The sequence below is a fragment of the Mesorhizobium sp. genome (assembly GCF_005063415.1).
Lineage (GTDB): Bacteria > Pseudomonadota > Alphaproteobacteria > Rhizobiales > Rhizobiaceae > Mesorhizobium.
Genome location: NZ_SUEG01000038.1, coordinates 279 through 20,467, shown reverse-complemented (window position 1 = coordinate 20,467; position 20,189 = coordinate 279). Strand labels below are relative to the sequence as shown.

24 protein-coding genes and 2 pseudogenes are annotated in these 20,189 nt (G+C 63.6%); 16 read left to right on the top strand and 10 right to left on the bottom strand.

What is annotated here, in order from left to right:
* Positions 1-301, bottom strand: a pseudogene (locus E5W70_RS12880) (hypothetical protein); the annotation flags it as partial.
* Positions 302-488: 187 nt separating this feature from the next.
* On the opposite strand from E5W70_RS12880, the gene E5W70_RS12875 reads away from it, so the two are divergent.
* A complete protein-coding gene (locus E5W70_RS12875; RefSeq protein ID WP_292658434.1) occupies positions 489-674 on the top strand; it encodes a hypothetical protein in 186 nt (61 codons plus the stop codon).
* A 14-nt stretch (positions 675-688) separates the two neighbouring features.
* On the opposite strand, the gene E5W70_RS12870 is transcribed toward E5W70_RS12875, so the two are convergent.
* From E5W70_RS12870 to E5W70_RS12860, 3 genes are all read right to left on the bottom strand, one after another.
* Entirely contained in the window at positions 689-1,237 is a 549-nt protein-coding gene (locus tag E5W70_RS12870) for a DUF1254 domain-containing protein (protein WP_292658433.1), read from the bottom strand.
* Positions 1,230-1,814 (bottom strand): DUF1214 domain-containing protein, encoded by a 585-nt coding sequence (locus tag E5W70_RS12865; protein WP_292658430.1) that lies wholly within the window; start codon positions 1,812-1,814, stop codon positions 1,230-1,232. The genes E5W70_RS12870 and E5W70_RS12865 overlap by 8 nt, the downstream gene beginning before the upstream one ends.
* A 97-nt stretch (positions 1,815-1,911) precedes the next feature.
* Positions 1,912-4,071: a penicillin-binding protein 1A gene (locus E5W70_RS12860; protein WP_292658427.1), complete on the bottom strand. Its 2,160-nt coding sequence runs from the start codon at positions 4,069-4,071 to the stop codon at positions 1,912-1,914.
* A gap of 243 nt (positions 4,072-4,314) precedes the next feature.
* Between E5W70_RS12860 and E5W70_RS12855 the strand changes: the two genes are divergently transcribed.
* The gene (locus E5W70_RS12855) at positions 4,315-4,470 is read left to right on the top strand and encodes a hypothetical protein (RefSeq protein ID WP_292658425.1); all 156 of its coding nucleotides are present in this window, start codon (positions 4,315-4,317) and stop codon (positions 4,468-4,470) included.
* Positions 4,471-4,515: 45 nt separating this feature from the next.
* Here E5W70_RS12855 and E5W70_RS12850 read toward each other — a convergent pair whose 3' ends face one another.
* The 3 genes from E5W70_RS12850 to E5W70_RS12840 all read right to left on the bottom strand — a co-directional run bounded on the left by E5W70_RS12850 (position 4,516) and on the right by E5W70_RS12840 (position 6,819).
* Positions 4,516-4,677: a hypothetical protein gene (locus tag E5W70_RS12850; protein WP_292658422.1), complete on the bottom strand. Its 162-nt coding sequence runs from the start codon at positions 4,675-4,677 to the stop codon at positions 4,516-4,518.
* Between the two features lie 82 nt (positions 4,678-4,759).
* Entirely contained in the window at positions 4,760-6,379 is a 1,620-nt protein-coding gene (groL, locus tag E5W70_RS12845) for a chaperonin GroEL (protein ID WP_292658420.1), read from the bottom strand.
* Positions 6,380-6,480: 101 nt separating this feature from the next.
* Positions 6,481-6,819, bottom strand: a complete 339-nt coding sequence (locus E5W70_RS12840) for a co-chaperone GroES (protein WP_292658417.1) — start codon at positions 6,817-6,819, stop codon at positions 6,481-6,483.
* Between the two features lie 244 nt (positions 6,820-7,063).
* Here E5W70_RS12840 and E5W70_RS12835 point away from each other — a divergent pair, with 244 nt between their 5' ends.
* Both E5W70_RS12835 and E5W70_RS12830 read left to right on the top strand, forming a co-directional pair.
* On the top strand, positions 7,064-7,336 hold the full coding sequence (locus tag E5W70_RS12835; protein WP_292658482.1) for a hypothetical protein: 273 nt from the start codon (positions 7,064-7,066) through the stop codon (positions 7,334-7,336).
* Complete coding sequence (locus tag E5W70_RS12830; protein ID WP_023718394.1) at positions 7,333-7,599, top strand: DUF1488 domain-containing protein; 267 nt, start codon at positions 7,333-7,335, stop codon at positions 7,597-7,599. Before E5W70_RS12835 ends, E5W70_RS12830 begins: the two co-directional genes overlap by 4 nt.
* Here the strand turns inward: E5W70_RS12830 and E5W70_RS12825 are convergent.
* Both E5W70_RS12825 and E5W70_RS12820 read right to left on the bottom strand, forming a co-directional pair.
* A complete protein-coding gene (locus tag E5W70_RS12825; protein WP_292658413.1) occupies positions 7,596-7,820 on the bottom strand; it encodes a hypothetical protein in 225 nt (74 codons plus the stop codon). The genes E5W70_RS12830 and E5W70_RS12825 overlap by 4 nt on opposite strands.
* 109 nt (positions 7,821-7,929) lie before the next feature.
* Entirely contained in the window at positions 7,930-8,121 is a 192-nt protein-coding gene (locus E5W70_RS12820) for a hypothetical protein (RefSeq protein ID WP_292658410.1), read from the bottom strand.
* Positions 8,122-8,350: 229 nt separating this feature from the next.
* On the opposite strand from E5W70_RS12820, the gene E5W70_RS12815 reads away from it, so the two are divergent.
* The 9 genes from E5W70_RS12815 to E5W70_RS12775 all read left to right on the top strand — a co-directional run bounded on the left by E5W70_RS12815 (position 8,351) and on the right by E5W70_RS12775 (position 16,412).
* Positions 8,351-8,761 (top strand): DUF3168 domain-containing protein, encoded by a 411-nt coding sequence (locus E5W70_RS12815; RefSeq protein WP_292658407.1) that lies wholly within the window; start codon positions 8,351-8,353, stop codon positions 8,759-8,761.
* A 372-nt stretch (positions 8,762-9,133) separates the two neighbouring features.
* Positions 9,134-9,433 (top strand): hypothetical protein, encoded by a 300-nt coding sequence (locus tag E5W70_RS12810; RefSeq protein WP_292658404.1) that lies wholly within the window; start codon positions 9,134-9,136, stop codon positions 9,431-9,433.
* A 64-nt stretch (positions 9,434-9,497) separates the two neighbouring features.
* A complete protein-coding gene (locus E5W70_RS12805; RefSeq protein ID WP_292658401.1) occupies positions 9,498-10,163 on the top strand; it encodes a response regulator transcription factor in 666 nt (221 codons plus the stop codon).
* A 10-nt stretch (positions 10,164-10,173) separates the two neighbouring features.
* Positions 10,174-11,586, top strand: coding sequence for an ATP-binding protein (locus E5W70_RS12800; protein WP_292658479.1), 1,413 nt, complete (start codon positions 10,174-10,176; stop codon positions 11,584-11,586).
* 122 nt (positions 11,587-11,708) lie between these two features.
* Entirely contained in the window at positions 11,709-12,143 is a 435-nt protein-coding gene (locus tag E5W70_RS12795) for a hypothetical protein (protein ID WP_292658399.1), read from the top strand.
* A gap of 224 nt (positions 12,144-12,367) precedes the next feature.
* Positions 12,368-13,504, top strand: coding sequence for a c-type cytochrome biogenesis protein CcmI (gene ccmI / locus E5W70_RS12790; RefSeq protein WP_292658397.1), 1,137 nt, complete (start codon positions 12,368-12,370; stop codon positions 13,502-13,504).
* Between the two features lie 3 nt (positions 13,505-13,507).
* Positions 13,508-13,951: a cytochrome c maturation protein CcmE gene (gene ccmE / locus E5W70_RS12785; RefSeq protein ID WP_292658395.1), complete on the top strand. Its 444-nt coding sequence runs from the start codon at positions 13,508-13,510 to the stop codon at positions 13,949-13,951.
* Positions 13,952-13,965: 14 nt separating this feature from the next.
* The gene (locus E5W70_RS12780) at positions 13,966-15,954 is read left to right on the top strand and encodes a heme lyase CcmF/NrfE family subunit (protein ID WP_292658392.1); all 1,989 of its coding nucleotides are present in this window, start codon (positions 13,966-13,968) and stop codon (positions 15,952-15,954) included.
* On the top strand, positions 15,951-16,412 hold the full coding sequence (locus E5W70_RS12775; RefSeq protein ID WP_292658389.1) for a cytochrome c-type biogenesis protein: 462 nt from the start codon (positions 15,951-15,953) through the stop codon (positions 16,410-16,412). The genes E5W70_RS12780 and E5W70_RS12775 overlap by 4 nt, the downstream gene beginning before the upstream one ends.
* Positions 16,413-16,545: 133 nt before the next feature.
* Here E5W70_RS12775 and E5W70_RS12770 read toward each other — a convergent pair whose 3' ends face one another.
* Positions 16,546-16,815: a CopG family ribbon-helix-helix protein gene (locus E5W70_RS12770; protein ID WP_292658386.1), complete on the bottom strand. Its 270-nt coding sequence runs from the start codon at positions 16,813-16,815 to the stop codon at positions 16,546-16,548.
* 185 nt (positions 16,816-17,000) lie between these two features.
* On the opposite strand from E5W70_RS12770, the gene E5W70_RS12765 reads away from it, so the two are divergent.
* The 3 genes and pseudogenes from E5W70_RS12765 to E5W70_RS12755 form a co-directional block, all read left to right on the top strand.
* Positions 17,001-18,557 carry a Do family serine endopeptidase gene (locus E5W70_RS12765; RefSeq protein ID WP_292658383.1) on the top strand — a complete coding sequence of 519 codons (1,557 nt, stop codon included), beginning with the start codon at positions 17,001-17,003 and terminating at the stop codon, positions 18,555-18,557.
* Positions 18,558-18,858: 301 nt separating this feature from the next.
* Entirely contained in the window at positions 18,859-19,533 is a 675-nt protein-coding gene (locus E5W70_RS12760) for a response regulator transcription factor (RefSeq protein ID WP_254819962.1), read from the top strand.
* A 6-nt stretch (positions 19,534-19,539) separates the two neighbouring features.
* Positions 19,540-20,189: pseudogene (locus E5W70_RS12755) on the top strand (two-component sensor histidine kinase); the annotation flags it as partial.

Here is a 20,189-nt window from a genome sequence, read left to right as displayed (position 1 = left end):
CGTCGCTGAGGGCGCGCGAGCGGATGAGCAATGGCGCGGCGATGTCGACCCGCTCCTGGCAAAGCCGCCGCACCAGCGCGGCGGGTGCATATTCGCATTCGGAAAGGGCTGCCGCGACGTAGCGGCGCGATTCGACCGAGACATTGTCGAAAAGCGGCAGCGTCAGGTCTTCGAGCTGCGCGATCTCGCGGCGCGAAGGGCGGGTGAGCGAACAGAATGCCGACACGGCGGCGCGGAACAGCCTTTCGGCCTTTCCCGATTCAGCTCCTGCTGCGATTTGCCTGAAATCCGAAGCTGACACGAAGGATACGCCCGACACTCGACACGATCTGGAGGGCGCTCTGCCGGGCTGTACCGGTTTCGCGTTTCCCAAGAACAAAGATCAATTTAGCGGCGATCCGTTAGCGCTCCGTTAACCTACTGCCTTCTTAATCGACTGTGGAGGCGTTGCGTTGTGCTCCGGGGCAACCGAGAGGAATACGCGAACCATGGGCATGGTACTGTCTTTCGTGCCGCGAACGGCGGCAACCAATCGAGCACAACAAACCGCGCCGGCGGCAGTGATCATCTTTCCCGGGGTGCGCTACGAGCAGCGGCCGCTGACGGGCGAAACGCGGCCGGCCGGCCCCGACAAGCCGGGACCTTCGGGGACATTGCCGGTACCGCATCACTGAGCATCGGAACCGGCTTAAAAATCCTGCAGCTCGCAGGAACTCTGTTCGAGAAACCGCGAGACGATCGGCTTCCAGCTGTCGTCGGGCACGAACGAACGGATGACGAACACGCCTTCCTCTATCGGCGCCTCGACGAAGATGGCCCCTTGCAGTTCCTCGGGAAGATCCTTGCGGACCTCGATCATCTGGGCCGGCGTCAGCACAACGGTGTCGAGCACGCCTGCGGTCGCGCTGTGGTCGTTGAACGAGTAGATGTTGTGGCCGCCGCGGTCATAGACCGATATTGACCAGAACGGCACCTTTCCCGGCGCCTTGACCCGCACCATCCCCTCGGCAAGGTCGAAGCGGCAAGCCGCCGCATAAAACAGCGGATCGACCGATTTCACCACCGGCGCGCCGCCGGCTTCCGCGTCGAGCCTGGTCATCTTGTAGAGATCCGAAGCCATGGCCAATCGCGACCAGGCGTCGCGTTCGGAAAACTCGGGGACGAGCAGCAGCACGATGATGTGCACGATGCCGGCGCCGAGCAGGCCGAGCAGCACGGCATGCAGCAGGCTACGCATTGCAGCCGACCTTCTGGATCTGCGGCAGCGTGAGGTCCGAGAGACCGGTGCTGCTGGCGATCGGCGTGTCGTAGAACGTAAGCACCAAATACATCTTGCCGGCGCCGCTGGTCAGCAGCCAGTTGCCGGACGCAGGGCGGCTGCCGACGGAAATGACCACCGAATTGTCGGCCTGGCGCAGCACTTGATAGGACTGCAGCGCAGCCGGCCTCGGCTTGCCGGTCTCGACCACGCCAAGCGACTGGTCGGCGGCATAAAGCGTCCAGAACCGGGCGGTGGGAAAGCCGCCCGCAATCTTGTAGGCACATTGCCGCTTGAGCTGTTCGCCGCCGGAATCGCGCTCGGCTATGAAGGACAGTCCTTCCGCCTGTCCAAGCGCCAGCACGCCTTCGCGAGCCACGCGGGCCTTCGAATAGGGATCTGCCGTCGGCGTGCCGATATCGGGGAAGGCGGTCCATTGGCCGATCCTGATGGCGCCGACGCCATCCTGCAGCTTCAGCGCGTACCAGACGCTGGCGCCACCGCCACCGACGGCGATGGCAAGCGAAAGCAGTGTCAGGAAGGCGTTCTTGAGCATGAGGAGGCAGGGAACCGAAGGCCGGGGACAGAAAGATTGCCGCCCGGGGATATCGCGGCGCAGGGCCTTCTGGCAAGCGGCCCCGCGCAATTGGCCGTCACAGCGCCGACAGGGTCTCCGGCGCAGCGGGCGCGTCGAGCACGGGTGCCCCCTGGAACAGCCTGGTCAGTTCCTTCAGGGTCTGGGTGGTCCGGCTGGACAGCACCGGCGGACGCTCGGCGGCGGCATCGGCTGCTGCCTGTTCGGCGTTCTTCTTTTCCGCGTCCTCGGCCTTGGCGGCAATTTCGGCATCGACGAAGGGGTGATCGAGGCCGGGGATCGGCTTGAGATCGATGTGCTGGTGCGCATAGAGCATCAGCCGCTGCCACACCATTGCCGGCAGCGTGCCGCCGGTCATCTTGTTAGTTGCGGTGAAGTCGTCATTGCCGAGCCAGACGGCGGCCGCGTAGTTGCCGGTAAAGCCGACAAACCAGGCATCGCGGTAGGACTGGGTCGTGCCGGTCTTGCCGGCGACAACGATGTTTGGAAGGGCAGCGCGCCGGGCTGTACCGATCACCGGCACCGCCGCCAGCATGGTGTTCATGTATTTGAGCGCCTGCTCCGACAGCACCCGGTGCGGCGGCGGCGCGTCCTTGGCGAAGTCGTAGACCACCTCGCCGGTGCGGGTGAAGAGTTGGCTGACGCCGTGCCGGGTTCCGGCAAAGCCGTTCTGGGCGAACACGCTGTAGCCCGTCGCCTGGTCCATTACGGTCATGCCCGACGTGCCGAGCACCATGGTCTTGTGCGATTCCAGCGGCGACTCGACGCCCATCGCCTCGGCCATCGCCTTGATCGGCTTGATGCCGAGATAATCCTTGGCCAGCCGCACCGGCACGGTGTTGATCGATTTGGCCATCGCCGTGATCAGCGTCACCCTGCCGGCTGACCCGCCATTGTAATTGTGAGGCGACCAGCTGCCCCACGAGATCGGTCCGCCGGAAACCACCGAATCCGGCGTGAAGCCATGCTCCATCGCGGTCGCATAGACATAGGGCTTGAACGAGGAGCCGGTCTGGCGAAGCGCCTTGGTGGCGCGGTTGAACTGGCTGGCGCCGTAGTCGCGGCCGCCGACGATCGCCCTGACCGCGCCATTGGTCTCGATGACGACGATGGCGCCCTCGGTGACATTGTATTCCTTGCCGAACTGGCGGAGGTGGAACTCCATCGATTCTTCGGCCGCCTTCTGGATGTTGGCGTCGAAGGTGGTGTGGGCGACAAGCGAGTGCGGGCCGCCTTTCGCGGCGATCTTCTTGACCTCGTCGAAGGCCCAGTCGAGGTAATAGTCAGGGCTCTTCTGCTCGCCGCGGTCGACGATTTCGGCCGGGTGCAATCTTGCCTGCAGCACCTGGCCTTCGGTCATGAAGCCGGAATCGACCAGGTTGGACAGCACCACATTGGCCCGCGCCCGGGCGGCGGGCAGGTTTATGTGCGGCGCGTATTTGGTCGGCGCCTTGAACAGGCCGGCCAGCATCGCCGCCTCGGCGAGGTTCAGGTCCTTGACGCTCTTGCCGAAATAGAAATCGGCTGCCGCCTCGATGCCGAAGGTGCCGCCGCCCATATAGGCGCGGTCGAGGTAAAGCTGCAGGATTTCCTTCTTCGACAGATTGGCTTCGAGCCACAGCGACAGGAAGGCTTCCTTGATCTTGCGCTCGAACGTCCGTTCATTGGTCAGGAACAGGTTCTTGGCCAGCTGCTGGGTGATGCTCGAGCCACCCTGGACGACGGAATTTGCCCGCACATTCTCGAATATGGCGCGCGACAGGCCGAGCACATCGATGCCGTAATGGTCGAAGAAGCGCCGGTCCTCGGTGGCCAGCACCGCCTTGATGACATGGTCGGGCATCTCGTCGACCGGCACCGAATCGCGCTGGATGATGCCGCGCTGGCCGATCTCGTTGCCGTAGCGGTCGAGGAAGGTGACGGCGAAGTCGCCTTGCGTGCGCCAGTCGCCGGCGGTTATCTGGAAGGCCGGCAAGGCCAGCGCCAAAAGCACGACGATGCCGCCGGCACCGAGCGTAAAGCCTTCACTCAACAGTTCGATCAGGCCGCGGCGCCAGCCGCCGACGCGGAAACGCCGCGAGAAGATGGTCGCCGCCTCCCAGAACTGGCGCGCCCTGAAGCCGATTTCGTAGACCGAGGAATCGATCCACGCGTCCACCGCCAGCAGCCTTGCGGCGATCGGACCTCTTCTCTTGCGTGGTTCCAAAGGACTGGCCATTCCAGGATCCGGCTGCGGCGATGCCGCCAACTGAGAAACCGCATGCCGGCAATTTCACGGCGGCGTGCCGCTATGACTATTCGTCCATTTTGGCGCTGCCTACAAGGGCGGGGAAGATGAGCGCGATGAAGATGAGGGCGATGAAGATATAGCGGGAGGTTTGTCGAGGGGAAGACGGCTCCCGTGCGGCGTCAGCGAAGGATGCTGACCGCCCTGCGCGAGTAGGTGGAAGCCGAGCCACGGATGGTGCGCCTTGCCCCTGACATTCTCGGCAACCATCCGGTGTCGCTCGTCTATCGCCGCGAAATCGGGGCGGAGGCGCCGGTGCGCGCCGTCATCCGCTTCGTTGCTACGGTCATCAAGGACCATGCCGGGCTGATCAGCGGCGAGACGCGATAAGGGCCTGGTGCCGCGCTTGCGCGAGGTGCCGAGGATTGGCAGTCGTCACATGGGACGCTTGTCCGCGATCTTTTTCGGGTCGCGGCTTGTCGTGCCGGTGTCGGCTTTCCTGTGCTTGTCGGCAAGCCTGCGAATGCGATCGAAGCGGCTTTCCTCGGCCACTTTGGTCTTCGCCGCCGCATTTGGCTTCGGGACGAATGCGATCATGGATCGATCTCCTTGCCGATGGTGCGCGCCGGGGAAGATACCCCGGCGGCTGTCTTTCAGGCCGGTTTGCGGCAGCGGCTGGTCAATAGCCCATGCCGCCGGGCGAAGCAGCGGCTTCCTTGGCCGAAACGTCGGTGATCATGGCTTCAGCAGTGATCAGGAGCGCGGCAATGGAGCCCGCGTCCTGCAGCGCCGTCCGCACCACCTTCGCGGGGTCGACGATGCCGGCCTTGATCATGTCGACATAGACCTCGTTCTGGGCATCGAAGCCCTGGTTGTGATCCTTGCTGTCGGCGAGCTTGCCGACGACGATCGAACCTTCAACGCCGGAATTCTCGGCAATCTGGCGGATCGGCGCTTCAAGTGCTCTCAGCACAATCGAAATACCTGCCGTCACATCGGCATTGGCTCCGGTCAGCCCGTTCAGCACAGCCTTGGCGCGCAGCAACGCGACGCCGCCGCCGGGAACGATGCCTTCTTCGACGGCGGCGCGCGTGGCGTTCAGCGCATCGTCGATGCGGTCCTTCTTTTCCTTGACCTCGGATTCGGTGGCGCCGCCGACGCGGATGACGGCAACGCCGCCCGCCAGCTTGGCGAGACGTTCCTGCAGCTTCTCCTTGTCATAGTCGGAAGTGGTTTCCTCGATTTGCCCCTTGATCTGCTGGACGCGCGCCTGGATGGTGGTCTTCTCGCCGGCGCCGTCGATGATCGTGGTGGTATCCTTCTCGATAAGCACGCGCTTGGCCCGCCCGAGCATGTCGATCGTGACGTTCTCCAGCTTGATGCCGAGATCCTCGGAAATCATCTCGCCGGCGGTGAGCACGGCGATGTCTTCCAGCATCGCCTTGCGGCGGTCACCGAAGCCAGGCGCCTTGACGGCCGCGACCTTGAGGCCGCCGCGCAGCTTGTTGACGACCAGCGTCGCCAGCGCTTCGCCCTCGACGTCCTCGGAGATGATCAACAGCGGCCTGCCGCTTTGCACCACGGCTTCGAGGATCGGCAGCAGCGCCTGCAGATTGCCGAGCTTCTTTTCGTGGATGAGCACGTAGGGGTCTTCCAGCTCGGCGCGCATTTTTTCGGCATTGGTGACGAAATAGGGCGAGAGATAGCCGCGATCGAACTGCATGCCTTCGACGACGTCGAGTTCGGTTTCGGCGGTCTTGGCCTCCTCAACGGTGATGACGCCGTCATTGCCGACCTTGTCCATCGCCTTGGCGATCATGGCACCGACGCTGGTGTCGCCATTGGCGGCAATGGTGCCGACCTGCGCGATCTCGCCTGAGGACTTGACCTTCTTGGCTCGGGCCTGGATTTCCTTGACGACGGCGCTGACGGCAAGGTCGATGCCGCGCTTGAGGTCCATCGGGTTCATGCCGGCGGCGACGAATTTGGCGCCCTCGCGCAGGATGGAAGCGGCAAGCACCGTGGCTGTCGTCGTGCCGTCGCCGGCGAGGTCGTTGGTCTTCGAGGCCACTTCGCGCACCATCTGGGCGCCCATGTTCTCGAACTTGTCGGCAAGCTCGATTTCCTTGGCGACGGCGACACCATCCTTGGTGATGCGCGGCGCGCCATAGGCCTTGTCGATGACGACATTGCGGCCTTTGGGGCCGAGCGTCACCTTGACGGCGTTGTTGAGGATTTCGACACCGCGCAGCATGCGGTCACGCGCGTCGGTGGAGAATTTGATTTCCTTGGCAGACATGATTTTTCCAGTTCGGTTGGTCGTGGCAAGACGCCTGCAGCGCGCCTGAATCAAAGCTTGGAGCATCCTTTGCGCGCCCGGTTGGGCGCGCGGCATTCCAATCAGGCAGCCTTCTTGGCAGCCACGCTCTTGGCAATGATGCCCATCTCGCTCTTGTCGATGATGCCCATGATGTCGGCCTCCTTCATGATCAGAAGGTCCTCGCCTTCTATCTTGACCTCGGTGCCGGACCATTTGCCGAACAGGATGAGGTCGCCGGCCTTGACGTCGAGCGCCATCAGCACGCCGCTTTCGTCCCGCGCGCCCGGGCCGACGGCGATCACTTCGCCTTCCTGCGGTTTTTCCTTGGCATTGTCGGGGATGATGATGCCGCCCTTGGATTTGGTGTCGCTTTCGGCGCGCCGAATGACGACGCGATCGTGGAGTGGCCGGAATTTCATGGGGACTCTTTCTGGGGCCGGCTTAGGCGGCCGCCCCTCTCTATAGGCGCTCTGGCACTCGATTGATAGGAGTGCCAAAAAATATTCATAGGGCATGTCAAATATTGAATGTATTATTTTGCTAGGCCATCCCCCGGTGTTCGGGGCCTTGCCGAATATTAATGAAATTGAATTTCTGTCCTTGAACACCTATTTTACGGTGAAGCTCACATTCACGACTTTCGCTGCAAGGGAGATTTTACCGATGGCTGAAGGCAATCAGAACATCATGGAAAAAGCTCAGGCTCGCTTCATGGAAAATCAAAAGAAAACAGCGGAGCGGAACAAAGCAACTGCCGAATATCTCTCGGAGGCGAAGGCCAGGATGATCAAGACGGCGAAGCTGAGGGAATTGCGACTGGCCAAGGAAGAGGCGGATCGCGCGGCGGCAGCTCTGAATCCGGTCGCCCCAAAGAAGAAGCGGGCGGCGCGGACAGTCAAGCATGCCGTATCCGCATCGACGGAGGCCAAATCATGAGCCTGACATTTCCCAATCCCAGCCGCAGCTACGACGAGGCAAGCAAACGCATCCGCTTCGTCGGCCATGACGGCATGTTCCAGATTTCCTTCTCTGTCGCAACCGATGCCATCTCCAAAGTGCAGCCGGGAACGGCGGCCTCGGAAGCTACCTATCTCGCGGCCTTCGACACGGCTTCCAGCTCGATCCACGATGTCGCCAGGAATGCCTATGCCCGCACCCGCAGGAGCATATATGTGCTGACTGCGGCCGATTTTCGCTAGATCGGTCGCGATCCGTCCACAAGACGCTTTCTTGGGGCTTCCGGTCCGCCTTCGCCCGCCGCGATGTCACCACTGTTCAGCCGATCGACCATCGCGCCCGCATCGCGCGTGTTCATGCCGACCATGGGTTGCTGCTTGAGCTCGACCCGCTGGCCGGTGAAGACGTCGAAGACGGTCCAGCTGTGAGGACGTTCCATACGCAGCGCGTAGCTGTTTGCCATCTTGGCGTCCTTTAGTTTCCGCCCGATCGATAAATGTCGCTCGGTCAGCCTTGGGCGACGAAGAATACTGCCGCCAGGACAAGCACCGTCCACAAAACGACGGACAGCTTCAGGGGGCCAGGCTACCGTGCGCGGAGAGCACCTCCCGCGTGCGGTTGACCAAATTCTTGATGGTCATCGACAGGGTCGGCGCCGCAATCGCGACCGTCGGCGCCCTGACTCCAAGCTTTCCGAAAACAGGCAGCAGCGATGGCTCGCGCACGAAAACGACCTCGAATGTTTGGAAACCGGGGATCTTCATAGCACCGTTTTTTCAAACTCCATGCATGCCAAATGAATTCGCCGGTTGGCATTGCCCTCAAGGGCGTTCGTGACGCGAAACGTCGCGGGTTCCAGGAGTAGGGCTTATTCCCGAGGTCATGAAGGTTCATAATCCGCATGGGACGCGCTGATTCGCGCTTTGCCGGGATGCCTTCATGCAACGCAGCTACGCAGCCGGGAGGTCGACGCGACGGGCGAGGGGCAAGACAATGACCGCGCCGGCCGTCGAATTGCAGAGGGCCATATTCGAGGCAGTGAACGGCGATCCCGACCTGTCGGCGGCACTGGGCGATGCAAGATTGTTCGACCATGCGCCGGAAAATGTTGCGTTCCCCCACATGACCTTCGGTCGCACCAGCGTCTACGACTGGGCAACGGGGATGGAGAACGACGCCGAACAGCTGCTGACGTTGCATGTCTGGTCGAAATCCGAGGCCAGCAAGGAAACCAACGACATCATGGACCTGGTCAGCACCCGCCTGCGAGATGCGGCGCTCTCGCTTGGCGAGCATCGCCGCGTCCATCTCAAGCTCGAATTCGCCGAAGCCCGCTACGACGAGGACCTTTCGGCCCATCACGGGCTGCTGCGCTTCCGCGCCGTGATCAAGGACGAGGGCTGACCACGGGCACTTTCCGCAAAATCGGACAATTTTGTTCTTGCTTTGTGCCGGCAGCTATGCTATTAATTCGCTTATGGTGCTGATGGCGCCAGCGACCCGCCGCAGAGGCGGGTTTTTTGTTTCAGGTGTGATTCGCCTGAACCGCCATCGGTTGCCTTGGGCCGGATGCTTCGTCCTCCCAAAAGGTCCTGCCCGCCAGATGATGCCGGTTGTCGGCGAAGGATTGGAGGGCTAGGTTAAACATTGGCGATTTCGCGGGCCGGGCGGCGAAATGGCAATCCGGTAATCTCGCGCTTCAGGGGTGTGGCGGGCATGCATTCGAGCGTTCACCGTTCATATCACGTTCAGCACCGTCGCGTTAGAACGCTGACCATGAAAACCCTTCGCTCCCACTTCCGGACCGCGGCACTGGCGCTCTCAGCCGCCGGTCTGCTTGCGTCGCAAGCGATGGCGATCCCCGCTGTCGCGCCCGAGTGGACTCAGCCAGTCGTCCTCGCCGCGTCCGACTGCTACGCGATCGGCCAGCAGGTGGCGGAGCAGAATGGCGGCACCTTGGCCAAGGCCTCGCAGTCGACACGCGGCGGCCAGCCGGTCTGCGTCATCGTCGTGCTTGTTCCGGGCAAGGACGGGCAGCGTCCCCGTCGCTCGGAGATCGTCGTTCCGCTGAACTGAACCGTGCCGTTTCCCAGTCTGCCGGAATCGGCCTATATCTGAACAGCTTCAACAGGCCTTCCGCATGCGCGTACTCGTCGTCGAAGATGACAAGGATCTCAACCGGCAGATCGGCGACGCGCTGCTCGATGCCGGCTATGTCGTCGACCGCGCTTTCGACGGCGAGGAAGGGCACTTTCTCGGCGACACCGAGCCCTACGATGCCGTGGTGCTCGACATCGGCCTGCCGCAGATGGACGGCATCAGCGTGGTCGAGCGCTGGCGGCGCGGCGGCCGCAAGATGCCGGTGCTGATCCTGACGGCACGCGACCGCTGGAGCGACAAGGTTGCCGGCATCGACGCCGGCGCCGACGACTACGTCACCAAACCTTTCCACATCGAGGAAATCCTGGCCAGGGTGCGCGCCCTGATCCGGCGTGCTGCCGGGCATGCCTCGTCCGAGCTGACCTGCGGGCCGCTGCGCCTCGACACCAAGGCCTCCAAGGCCGACGTCGACGGCGTGCCACTGAAGCTGACCTCGCACGAATTCCGCCTGCTTGCCTATTTGATGCACCATATGGGCGAGGTCGTGTCCCGGACCGAGCTGGTCGAGCATCTCTACGACCAGGATTTCGACCGCGATTCCAACACGATCGAGGTCTTTGTCGGACGGCTTCGCAAGAAGATGGGCATTGACATGATCGAAACCGTTCGCGGCATGGGCTACCGCATGCGTAAGCCGGAGGCGTAACGCGGAACCGCTGCCTACAAAACCCGCCGTCTCGAAGACGCCGTCGCTGCGGTCATGGCCGCATTCGCTGGCGTTTCGCGTCATCGCCTTTTCCACGGTCTGGGCGATCCTCACTCTGGTCGTCATCTTCACCTTGATCACCACGCTCTATCGCCAGGCCAGCGAGCGCGGTTTCGACAGCTTGCTTTCGGCGCATCTGTTCAATCTGATCGGCTCGGTCGGCGTTTCCGAAGGCGGCCAATTGACCGGCGCCCCCGACCTAGGTGATTTGAGGTTCTCGGAGCCGAATTCCGGCTGGTACTGGTCGGTCGAGCCTGCCTCGGAAGGCGTGCACGGCGATCTCCATTCGTCGTCGATGACCAAGGCGATCCCGTCGCCAAGCGTTGCCGAGGTGCCTTTCAATGCCAGCTTCCAGCGTAGCTATTCAGCGGACGGCATCGAAGGCGAACAACTGGAGGTGTTCGAGAGCGAGTTCGTCCTCGATGCGAAAAACCGCGCCGCGCGCTTCCGTGTCATGGGTAACCAGACCGAGCTCGAGCAGGAAATCGCCAGCTTCCAGCGGCGCCTTTTGACCTATCTGTCGCTGTTCGGTGTCGGCATGATCGCCATCAATGCGATTGCCATCCTGCTCGGCCTGCAGCCATTGCGCCGGGTCAGGAATGCGCTTGCCATGGTGCGCGAAGGAACCGCGCAGCGCCTAGACGGCCGTTTCCCGGCCGAGATCGAGCCGCTCGCCAACGAGACCAATGCGCTGATCGAGAACAACAGGCGTATCGTCGAGCGGTCGCGCACGCAGGTCGGCAACCTGGCGCACTCGCTGAAGACGCCGCTTGCCGTGCTGCTCAATGAGGGGCGGGCGCTGGGTGGCGCCAAAGGCCAGCTGATAGCCGAGCAGGCCGCTTCCATGCAGAAGCAGGTGGATCACTATCTGCAACGTGCACGCGTCGCCGCGCAGCGCGACAGCGTCGTCTACCGTACGCCGGTGGCGCCGCTGGTCCAGCGCATGGTGCGGGTGCTGCAGAAGCTCAACCCGCAGACGGCGCTGTCGCTCTCACTGCCGGCCACCAACATCGTCTTTGCCGGCGAACGCGAGGACCTGGAGGAGTTGCTCGGCAATCTGCTCGACAATGCGATGAAATGGGCAAGGAGCGCGGTCGCCGTTTCCGTCAAGTCCGTTTCCGGCGAGGAAGGTGCTGCCAGTCTGTTCGAGATCAGCATCGAGGATGACGGCCCCGGCATTCCCGACGACAAGGCGCGCGAGGTGTTGCAGCGCGGACGGCGTCTCGACGAGACAAAACCGGGCAGCGGGCTCGGACTTGCCATTGTCGCCGACCTTGTCAACGAGTATGGAGGCGTTCTGGCGCTGGAACGATCCGTCATGGGTGGATTGAAAGCGATGGTTCGGTTGCGGAGCCTTCAGTAATGCTTTTCCAGATTGCTTTTCCTGGTGGCCGGCCGCGGCCAAATTTCCGACAAACATCGACATTATGGCCGCGTCAGCCTGCTGACAGCGCGGCGGTCCAGCTCAAGAAAGCCGGTATTGGCATGAAGATTCGCGTCGCGCTCGTTTCCGCCCTGCTCGCCGTCTCCGGCTGCACCACGCTCAGCAAGGGCCCGGCCGTTACGGCGACGCCGGCCGCGACGCCCCCCAGCGGCGCCAAGGTGGCGACGACAATCATCTCCGCCATGGGCGGCGGCCTCGTCGGCAGCTCTATCGGCGCCGGCCTGAGCGAGGCCGAGAAGCGCAGCGCGCTCGAGGCGGAATACAAGGCGCTTGAATATACGGCGAGCGGCCAGAAAGTGGCTTGGAAGAGCGACAGTTCGGCCCATCGCGGCGAAGTGGTTGCCGCCCAGCCCTATCGCGTCGGCTCGCAGGACTGCCGGCAATACACCCATACGGTGTTTACCGGCACCGCCGGCGCCACCGCGCGCGGCACGGCCTGCCGTAATGCCGACGGCAGCTGGACGCCGCTGACGTAGCTGGCCCGGCCGTCGATCCGCCGATTCCGGTCCGGCACTAAAGCGCGTCGCGTTCGACCCGGCCTCATGCGACGCGCTTTAGATTCTTGTTTTGATGCATGGTCGTTATTGCAAAACCGCTGCACACTTTTGCGCGACATGCATTATCGATCGGAGCGGCCCCGCCAAAGCGTCGCAGCACGCTTGTGTTGGCAGGGCAAGGGTCTCGTTCTATTGGAAGAGCCATGCTGTTCTGGGTCATAGCCGCAATCCTGACGCTGGGCGCAAGCCTGGCGGTGCTGCTGCCGTTGGCCGGCGGTTCGAAGAACGCGTCCGCTGCCGGCGATCACGACCTTGAAGTCTATCGCGACCAGCTGGCCGAGCTTGACCGCGATATGGCGCGTGGCCTGATCCAGCCAATTGAGGCCGAAGAGGCTCGCGCCGAAATCGCCCGCCGCATCCTTCGTCTGAGCAATGCCGGCCAGGCCGACGACACGGCGACGCAGCCGTCGCGGTCGACAAGGCTGGTGGCGACGGCTGCCGTGCTGGTTGTTCCGCTGGTCAGCTGGGGCCTCTATGGCCAGCTCGGCTCACCCGACCTGCCGTCGCAGCCGCTCAGCGAACGCCTGGCCAAGAACCCCGCCGATAGCTCAGTCGACGAGCTGATAGCCCGCGCCGAGGCGCACCTGGCGGCCAACCCATCCGATGGCCGCGGCTGGGACGTGCTGGCGCCGGTCTATCTGCGCATGCAGCGATACGCCGATGCGGTAACCGCCTATCGCAACGCCATCCGCCTCGACGGCGACAGCGCTGCCCGTCAGGCGGGTCTTGGCGAGGCGATCGCCAATGCGGCCGGCGGCATTGTCTCGGCCGAAGCGCAGGCGGCTTTCGAGGCGGCGTTGAAGCTTGATCCGGCCAATCCGAAGGCCTCGTTCTATCTCGTCATGGGCGTGGCACAGGAAGGCCGCATAGCTGAAGCCACGGCGGCCTGGCAAAAGATGCTTGCCGCCTTGCCGCAGGGCTCGCCGTGGCGCGGCGCCGTCGAGCAGGCACTGGCCGAATCCGCCGCCCGCAGCGTCGCTTCGAAGGCGCCTGCGAAAGGGCCGAGCGCCGAGGATATCGATGCTGCTTCCTCGATGTCGCCGCAGGATCGGCAAGCCATGATCAGCAATATGGTTGCCGGCCTCGACGAAAAGCTTCGGCAAAATCCGCGCGACGAGGAAGGGTGGATGCAGCTCGTTCGTTCCTATGCCGTGCTGGGCAAGACAGATCAGGCGCGTGACGCGCTCAATCGCGGTATCGCCGTCTTTGGCGCGGACAGTGACCAGGCCAGGAAATTCACCGCCTTTGCTGCCTCGCTCGGCGTGACGGCGACGGAGTAGACGATGACGCGCAAGCAGAAACGAGTGTCGGTGATCGCCGCAGGGCTGGCGTTTCTCGGTGTTGCAACCGGGCTGACCTTCTATGCGCTTGGCCAGAAGGCCTCCTATTTCTACATGCCGGCCGATCTGGCCACCGCCAGCCTTCAGCCGGGCCAGCGCATCAGGCTCGGCGGTCTCGTCGAAAAAGGCACGGTCGAGCGTAGCCAAGGCGCCACCGTCGCCTTTTCGGTGACCGACAACCAGAAGGACGTCAAGGTTACCTATACCGGCATTCTTCCCGACCTTTTCCGGGAAGGGCAGGGCGTGATCACCGAAGGCTCGTTTGGTCCTGACGGGGTCTTTGTCGCCGACAGCGTGCTGGCCAAGCATGACGAGACCTATATGCCCAAGGAAGTGGCCGACGGCCTCAAGGCCAAGGGCGTATGGCAGGAGAGCAAGAGTGACTAGCGGGTGCGGCGACAATGGTTGAAACCGGACATTTCGCCCTGGTCCTGGCGTTTGCGCTGGCCCTGGTGCAGACGATGGTGCCGCTGTTCGGTGCGCGCACCGGCAACCACAAGATGATGGCCGTCGGCGCACCGGCCGCGCTGACCGGCTTTGCCTTGACGGCGCTGTCTTTCGTGGCGCTGGCAACCGCCTATGCAGGCTCCGATTTTTCGGTTGAGAGCGTCTGGGAGAACTCGCATTCGCTGCAGCCGCTGATCTACAAGATCACCGGAACCTGGGGCAATCATGAAGGCTCGATGCTGCTCTGGGTGCTTATCCTGACCTTCTTCGGCGCGCTCGTCGCCGTCTTCGGCGGCAATCTTCCGGCGACGCTCCGGGCCAATGTGCTTGCCGTGCAGGGAGCGATCGGCGCCACTTTCTTCCTGTTCATCCTGACGACGTCGAACCCGTTCGTCAGGCTCAATCCGGCACCTATCGAGGGCCGCGATCTCAACCCGATCCTGCAGGACCTCGGCCTCGCCATCCATCCGCCGCTGCTCTATCTCGGCTATGTCGGTTTCTCGATCTGCTTTTCCTTCTCGGTCGCTGCCCTCATCGAGGGCCGCATCGACGCTTCGTGGGCGCGCTGGGTAAGGCCGTGGACATTGGTTGCCTGGATGTTCCTCACCGGCGGCATCGCCATGGGCTCCTACTGGGCCTACTACGAGCTCGGCTGGGGCGGCTTCTGGTTCTGGGACCCGGTCGAGAACGCATCCTTCATGCCGTGGCTGGCGGGCACGGCGCTGCTGCATTCGGCGATCGTCATGGAAAAGCGTTCGGCGCTGAAGATCTGGACGCTGCTTCTGGCGATCCTGACGTTCTCGCTGTCGCTGCTCGGCACCTTCCTGGTCCGTTCCGGCGTGCTGACCTCGGTGCACGCATTCGCCACCGATCCGACGCGTGGCGTTTTCATCCTCTGCATCCTGACGCTGTTCATCGGCGGCTCGCTGGCGCTGTTTGCCTTGCGCGCCTCCCGGCTGACGGCCGGCGGCCTGTTTCACCCGATCTCGCGCGAAGGCGCGCTGGTCCTCAACAATCTGTTCCTGACCACCGCCACTGCCACCGTGCTGGTCGGCACGCTCTACCCGCTCGTCGTTGAAGCCCTGTCTGCCGACAAGATCTCGGTCGGCGCGCCGTTCTTCAACCTGACATTCGGCCCGCTGATGGTGCCGCTGCTGGTCGTCGTGCCGTTCGGGCCTCTGCTCGCCTGGAAGCGCGGCGACATTTTCGCGGTCGCCCAGCGCCTGATGGCGGCTTTCGCGGCGGCGCTGCTCGCCGTGCTGGTGACGGCCCTGTTCATCGATGGCGCTTCGGTGTTGGCGGCACTCGGTGTCGGCCTTGCCTTCTGGCTGATCTGCGGCGCGCTCACCGATCTCGCCGTCAAATCCGGCTTCGGCACCGTCGCGCCCGCCACCATGCTCAGGCGCTTCGCCGGCCTGCCGCGCTCGGTCTTCGGCACAGCACTTGCGCATCTCGGTCTCGGCCTGACGACGCTCGGCATTGTCGGCACGCTTTGCTTCGGCACCGAAAAAATCCTGTCGATGCAGGCCGGCGAGACCGTCGAACTGTCCGGCCACAAGCTGCGCTTCGAGGGGCTCTACCCGGTCCAGGGGCCTAACTACAGTGAGGATCGCGGCCGCTTCGCCCTGCTTGGCGCCGACGGCAGCGTCACCGGCGAGATCACCTCGGCCAAGCGCTCATATCCGGTGCGCCAGATGACCACGACCGAATCTGGCATCAGGACGATCGGCTTCAGCCAGCTCTATCTTTCGCTTGGCGACGAGGGCAGCGATGGCTCTGTGGTCGTTCGTCTGTGGTGGAAGCCGCTGGTGACGCTGATCTGGGGCGGCGGACTGGTGATGATGGCGGGTGCGGCGATGTCACTGCTCGACCGCCGCCTGCGCGTCGGCGCACCGTCGCGCCGCAAGGCTGCGGCCGCTGTGCCATCGGCGAGCCCGCAATGAGAAGGGTCACACTGGCCTCGCTGATCCTGCTGCTGGCGCTGTTGTTCGCCGGCGCCGCCCAGGCAGTCAAGCCCGACGAGGTGCTGGCCGACCCTGCGCTCGAGGCGCGGGCGCGCGCTTTGTCGGAAGGCTTGCGCTGCATGGTCTGCCAGAACCAGTCGATCGACGAGTCCGATGCCGATCTTGCCCGTGACCTGCGCATCCTTGTGCGCCAGCGCCTCGTCGCCGGCGACACCGATCAGCAGGTGATGGACTATGTCGTTTCGCGCTACGGCGAGTTCGTGCTGCTGAAGCCACGCTTCAATCTGCGCAATGTCTTGCTCTGGGGGACGCCAGTTCTTCTGCTGCTCGTTGGCGGGACGTTCATCCTGCTGGCCGCCCGCTCGCGCCGCTCGACGGCGACCGCTGCATTAACTGCCGAGGAACAGGCGGCGCTGGACAAGATGCTGGGTAACTAATCAGCTAATCCGGCCATTCCTCCGGCGGCCAGTCCCGCGACGTGTCTGGCGGCGGCCGGGCTCTCCCGTGCGACGAAGGCGACTTGCTGTTTAATGTCGTCCAGCGCTTCTCGCGACCAGGCGACGAACCGCTTCACGCCTTGTCCGCGTGCTTGGCTTCCGCCGCTTCGATCATGGCGTCGATTTCCGACATGGCTTCGTCGTGAGGCACGACACGGCCGGCTGCCGCGTCGGCTATGCCGCGTTTGATACCTTCGATGATCTCAAGCTCGCGATCGACATAGGCCGAAACCGCCTCGGCCGCGACGAAGGATTTACTGCGCCGAGTGACAGCGGCGATCTGCTCAAGCTTCAGCTTGGTTTCGGACGAAACCCGAATCGTCATGGTGGCGCTTGCTGTCACAGTGAAAGCCTTGTGCTGACTGATAGGGCACCGAACGGGCACGACCAAGAGATTTATGCGCCTTTGTCGGTGATACATTACGAAAGTTTCATGTACCGGAAATGGCGCCGTAATGTGCGGCTCTCTATTTCCTTTGTCGAGGATGCCAACCAAGGGGCGTCCCTTGAAAAGAGGATACGAGAACCATGAATGTTGCCCCCAGTTCATATCTTCGCACCCGCAAACGCCTGCTGGCCGCAGCCGCATCCCTGGCCATTGCCGGCGCGATCGGCTTTGGTGCTGTTGCCACCGGGACAGCCCCGGTGCTGGCCGACGCCGTGCGTGTCGAGGCACCGCAGGTCCCGAGCTTCGCCGATGTGGTCGAGCGCGTTTCTCCGGCGGTCGTCAGCGTGCGCGTCAAGGCCAAGATCCAGTCGACGGCCGATGACGGTTCCGGCCAGATGGACGACGAGGACGGCTTAGGCAATCTTCCCGACAACCCGCAGCTGCGCCGATTCTTCCGCGAATTCCGCGGCTTTGGCGATCAGGGCGGCGATCAGGGCCCGAACGGAATGCGCCGTTTTGGACACCGTGACCGCAACAACGACCAGCCGCGGCCGGTGGCGCAAGGGTCCGGCTTCTTCATCTCCGATGACGGCTATCTCGTCACCAACAACCATGTCGTCGAGGAGGGCACCGCCTTCACCGTGGTGACCAATGACGGCAAGGAACTCGACGCCAAGCTGATCGGCACCGATCCGCGCACCGATCTTGCCGTGCTCAAGGTCGATGACGGCAACAAGTTCACCTATGTCGACTTCGCCGATGATTCCAAAGTTCGCGTCGGCGACTGGGTGGTGGCTGTCGGCAATCCGTTCGGCCTCGGCGGCACGGTTACCGCAGGCATCGTTTCGGCCCGCGGCCGCGATATCGGCGCCGGCCCCTATGACGACTTCATCCAGATCGACGCCTCGGTGAACCGCGGCAATTCGGGCGGCCCGACCTTCAACCTCAACGGCCAGGTCGTCGGCATCAACACCGCGATCTTCTCGCCGTCGGGCGGCAGCGTCGGCATTGCCTTCGACATTCCCGCTTCGACCGCCAAGCAGGTCGTGCAGGATCTGATGAAGAACGGCACCGTGCAGCGCGGCTGGCTCGGCGTCGAGATCCAGCCGGTCACCCCCGAAATCGCCGAGTCGCTTGGCCTTGGGTCCGGCAAGGGCGCGCTCGTTGCCAGCGCGCAGGACAATGGTCCCGGCAAGAAGGCCGGCATCACCGCCGGTGACGTGATCACTCAGGTGGACGGCAAGGACGTTGCTTCGCCGAAGGAACTCGCCCGTCTGATCGGCGCTTACCCGCCCGGCAAATCGGTCGATGTCACAGTGTGGCGCAACGGCAAGAGCGAGGCGGTCAAGGTCGATCTCGGCAAGCTGCCGTCGAGCGACAAGCAGGCCTCGGCCGACCAGCAGCCTGCCCCCGCGCCAAAGACCGACACGCTCGCCGATCTCGGCCTGACCGTCACCAAGTCCGACAATGGCAAGGGCCTTGTGGTGACCGACGTCGACCCCGACAGCGATGCCGCCGATCGCGGCATCCAGCCCGGCGACGTCATCACCTCCGTCAATTCGACGGAAGTGACCGGCACCGGCGACGTCGACAAGGCGATGGCCGACGCGGTGAAGTCTGGACGCAAGGCAGTGCTGATGCAGATCACCCGCGACGACAGCAACCGCTTCGTCGCACTGCCTGTCGCCAAGGGCTGACGACCGGTTCGACTTTTCCGGAGCGGCGGTTTTCAACACCCCCGAGCCGCCGCACGGGAAAGCACGGGGCCTGAATACGTTAGTCAGTCATCGTGTTCCGCCCCAGCGGCAGCGGGCTTCCCATCGCCCGCTGCCGCTCGAACATGCCGCTCAAGGCGTGAAGCGGCTTTAGGCTACGACATGCTAAAACAAAGACTTACCGCGTATCCCTGAATCACTCTGTTCGCGATACGCCATGGAGAAGGCCACGATGCATATCCCGGCCACTCAATCTTCCAGCGAAATCGCGTATAACGGTTCTATGAAGATTCTCGTCATAGAAGACGATCGCGAGGCAGCCGACTACCTGCAGAAGGCGTTCGCCGAGGCCGGCCATACCGCCCATGTCGCCGGCGACGGCGAAACCGGCTTCGCACTCGCTGATTCCGGCGACTATGACGTCATGGTCGTCGACCGCATGATGCCGCGCCGCGACGGCCTGTCCGTCATTGCCGGGCTCAGGTCCCGGGGCAATACGACGCCCGTGCTGATCCTGTCGGCGCTCGGCGAAGTCGACGACCGGGTCACCGGTCTGCGCGCCGGCGGCGACGACTATCTGACCAAGCCCTACGCCTTTTCCGAACTGCTCGCCCGCGTCGAGGTGCTGAACCGCCGCGCCAGCGCCAGGGAGGCCGAAACCGTCTACCGGGTCGGTGATCTCGAACTCGACCGGCTGTCGCATTCGGTGCGGCGCGCCGGGCGCGAGATAACACTGCAGCCGCGCGAGTTCCGCCTGCTCGAATATTTGATGCGCCATGCCGGCCAGGTGGTGACGCGCACCATGCTGCTTGAGAACGTCTGGGACTACCATTTCGACCCGCAGACCAATGTCATCGACGTTCACATCTCGCGGCTGCGGGGCAAGATCGAGAAGGGCTTCGACAAGCCGATCCTGCACACCGTTCGCGGCGCCGGCTATATGCTGAAAAGCGGCTAGAACCCCATGGCTCTTTCCGTGCCGGCCATCATGAAGACGACGGCAGCGCGGCTTTCGGCGCTTTATCTTCTGCTTTTTGCGCTGTGCGCGGTGTTGCTGGTCTTGTACATGACCTCGCTGTCGGCGCGCATGCTGACCGCCCAGACGCAGGAGACGATCAACGACGAGGTGCTCGGCCTGGCCCGAGCCTATCAGCGCGGCGGCCTGCCGTTGCTGGTCCGCGTCGTCGAGCAGCGCTCCCGCCAGCCCGGCGCCAATCTCTATCTGATCGCCGATGCCAACGGCCAGATCCTGACCGGCAATGTGCAGAGCCTGGAGCCGGGCGTGATCGAGGCCGAGGGCTGGACCACCGAACCGTTCTCCTACCGCCGCTTCGGCGAGGGCGAGCTCGAGCGGCAGCGCAACCCGGTCTCCGACCCGAACGAGCCCGCCCAGAGCGAAGTACAGGCCGAAGGCGAGAAAGGCCACAACGCCATTGCCCTGGTGCTGCGCCTGCCCAACCAGATGATCATGCTGGTCGGCCGCGACCTCGGCGAGCCGGAGCGCTTCCGCGCCGTCATTCGCCGCGCTCTGATGCTGGCGCTCGGCATGATGGGCGTCGGCGGGCTGCTGATCTGGTTCTTCGTCGGGCGCGCGGCGCTGAAGCGCATCGACAG

What these genes read in the sequence shown, in the direction of transcription:
- E5W70_RS12865 (WP_292658430.1), bottom strand. Translation starts at nt 1,814, where the DNA reads ATGCTCAAGAACGCCTTCCTGACACTGCTTTCGCTTGCCATCGCCGTC.
- E5W70_RS12850 (WP_292658422.1), bottom strand. Translation starts at nt 4,677, where the DNA reads ATGATCGCATTCGTCCCGAAGCCAAATGCGGCGGCGAAGACCAAAGTG.
- E5W70_RS12830 (WP_023718394.1), top strand. Translation starts at nt 7,333, where the DNA reads ATGAGCCTGACATTTCCCAATCCCAGCCGCAGCTACGACGAGGCAAGC.
- groL (WP_292658420.1), bottom strand. Translation starts at nt 6,379, where the DNA reads ATGTCTGCCAAGGAAATCAAATTCTCCACCGACGCGCGTGACCGCATG.
- E5W70_RS12805 (WP_292658401.1), top strand. Translation starts at nt 9,498, where the DNA reads ATGCGCGTACTCGTCGTCGAAGATGACAAGGATCTCAACCGGCAGATC.
- ccmE (WP_292658395.1), top strand. Translation starts at nt 13,508, where the DNA reads ATGACGCGCAAGCAGAAACGAGTGTCGGTGATCGCCGCAGGGCTGGCG.
- E5W70_RS12860 (WP_292658427.1), bottom strand. Translation starts at nt 4,071, where the DNA reads ATGGCCAGTCCTTTGGAACCACGCAAGAGAAGAGGTCCGATCGCCGCA.
- E5W70_RS12835 (WP_292658482.1), top strand. Translation starts at nt 7,064, where the DNA reads ATGGCTGAAGGCAATCAGAACATCATGGAAAAAGCTCAGGCTCGCTTC.
- E5W70_RS12810 (WP_292658404.1), top strand. Translation starts at nt 9,134, where the DNA reads ATGAAAACCCTTCGCTCCCACTTCCGGACCGCGGCACTGGCGCTCTCA.
- E5W70_RS12870 (WP_292658433.1), bottom strand. Translation starts at nt 1,237, where the DNA reads ATGCGTAGCCTGCTGCATGCCGTGCTGCTCGGCCTGCTCGGCGCCGGC.
- E5W70_RS12775 (WP_292658389.1), top strand. Translation starts at nt 15,951, where the DNA reads ATGAGAAGGGTCACACTGGCCTCGCTGATCCTGCTGCTGGCGCTGTTG.
- E5W70_RS12825 (WP_292658413.1), bottom strand. Translation starts at nt 7,820, where the DNA reads ATGGCAAACAGCTACGCGCTGCGTATGGAACGTCCTCACAGCTGGACC.
- E5W70_RS12795 (WP_292658399.1), top strand. Translation starts at nt 11,709, where the DNA reads ATGAAGATTCGCGTCGCGCTCGTTTCCGCCCTGCTCGCCGTCTCCGGC.
- E5W70_RS12815 (WP_292658407.1), top strand. Translation starts at nt 8,351, where the DNA reads ATGACCGCGCCGGCCGTCGAATTGCAGAGGGCCATATTCGAGGCAGTG.
- E5W70_RS12820 (WP_292658410.1), bottom strand. Translation starts at nt 8,121, where the DNA reads ATGAAGATCCCCGGTTTCCAAACATTCGAGGTCGTTTTCGTGCGCGAG.
- ccmI (WP_292658397.1), top strand. Translation starts at nt 12,368, where the DNA reads ATGCTGTTCTGGGTCATAGCCGCAATCCTGACGCTGGGCGCAAGCCTG.
- E5W70_RS12840 (WP_292658417.1), bottom strand. Translation starts at nt 6,819, where the DNA reads ATGAAATTCCGGCCACTCCACGATCGCGTCGTCATTCGGCGCGCCGAA.
- E5W70_RS12760 (WP_254819962.1), top strand. Translation starts at nt 18,859, where the DNA reads ATGAAGATTCTCGTCATAGAAGACGATCGCGAGGCAGCCGACTACCTG.
- E5W70_RS12875 (WP_292658434.1), top strand. Translation starts at nt 489, where the DNA reads ATGGGCATGGTACTGTCTTTCGTGCCGCGAACGGCGGCAACCAATCGA.
- E5W70_RS12780 (WP_292658392.1), top strand. Translation starts at nt 13,966, where the DNA reads ATGGTTGAAACCGGACATTTCGCCCTGGTCCTGGCGTTTGCGCTGGCC.
- E5W70_RS12855 (WP_292658425.1), top strand. Translation starts at nt 4,315, where the DNA reads ATGGTGCGCCTTGCCCCTGACATTCTCGGCAACCATCCGGTGTCGCTC.
- E5W70_RS12765 (WP_292658383.1), top strand. Translation starts at nt 17,001, where the DNA reads ATGAATGTTGCCCCCAGTTCATATCTTCGCACCCGCAAACGCCTGCTG.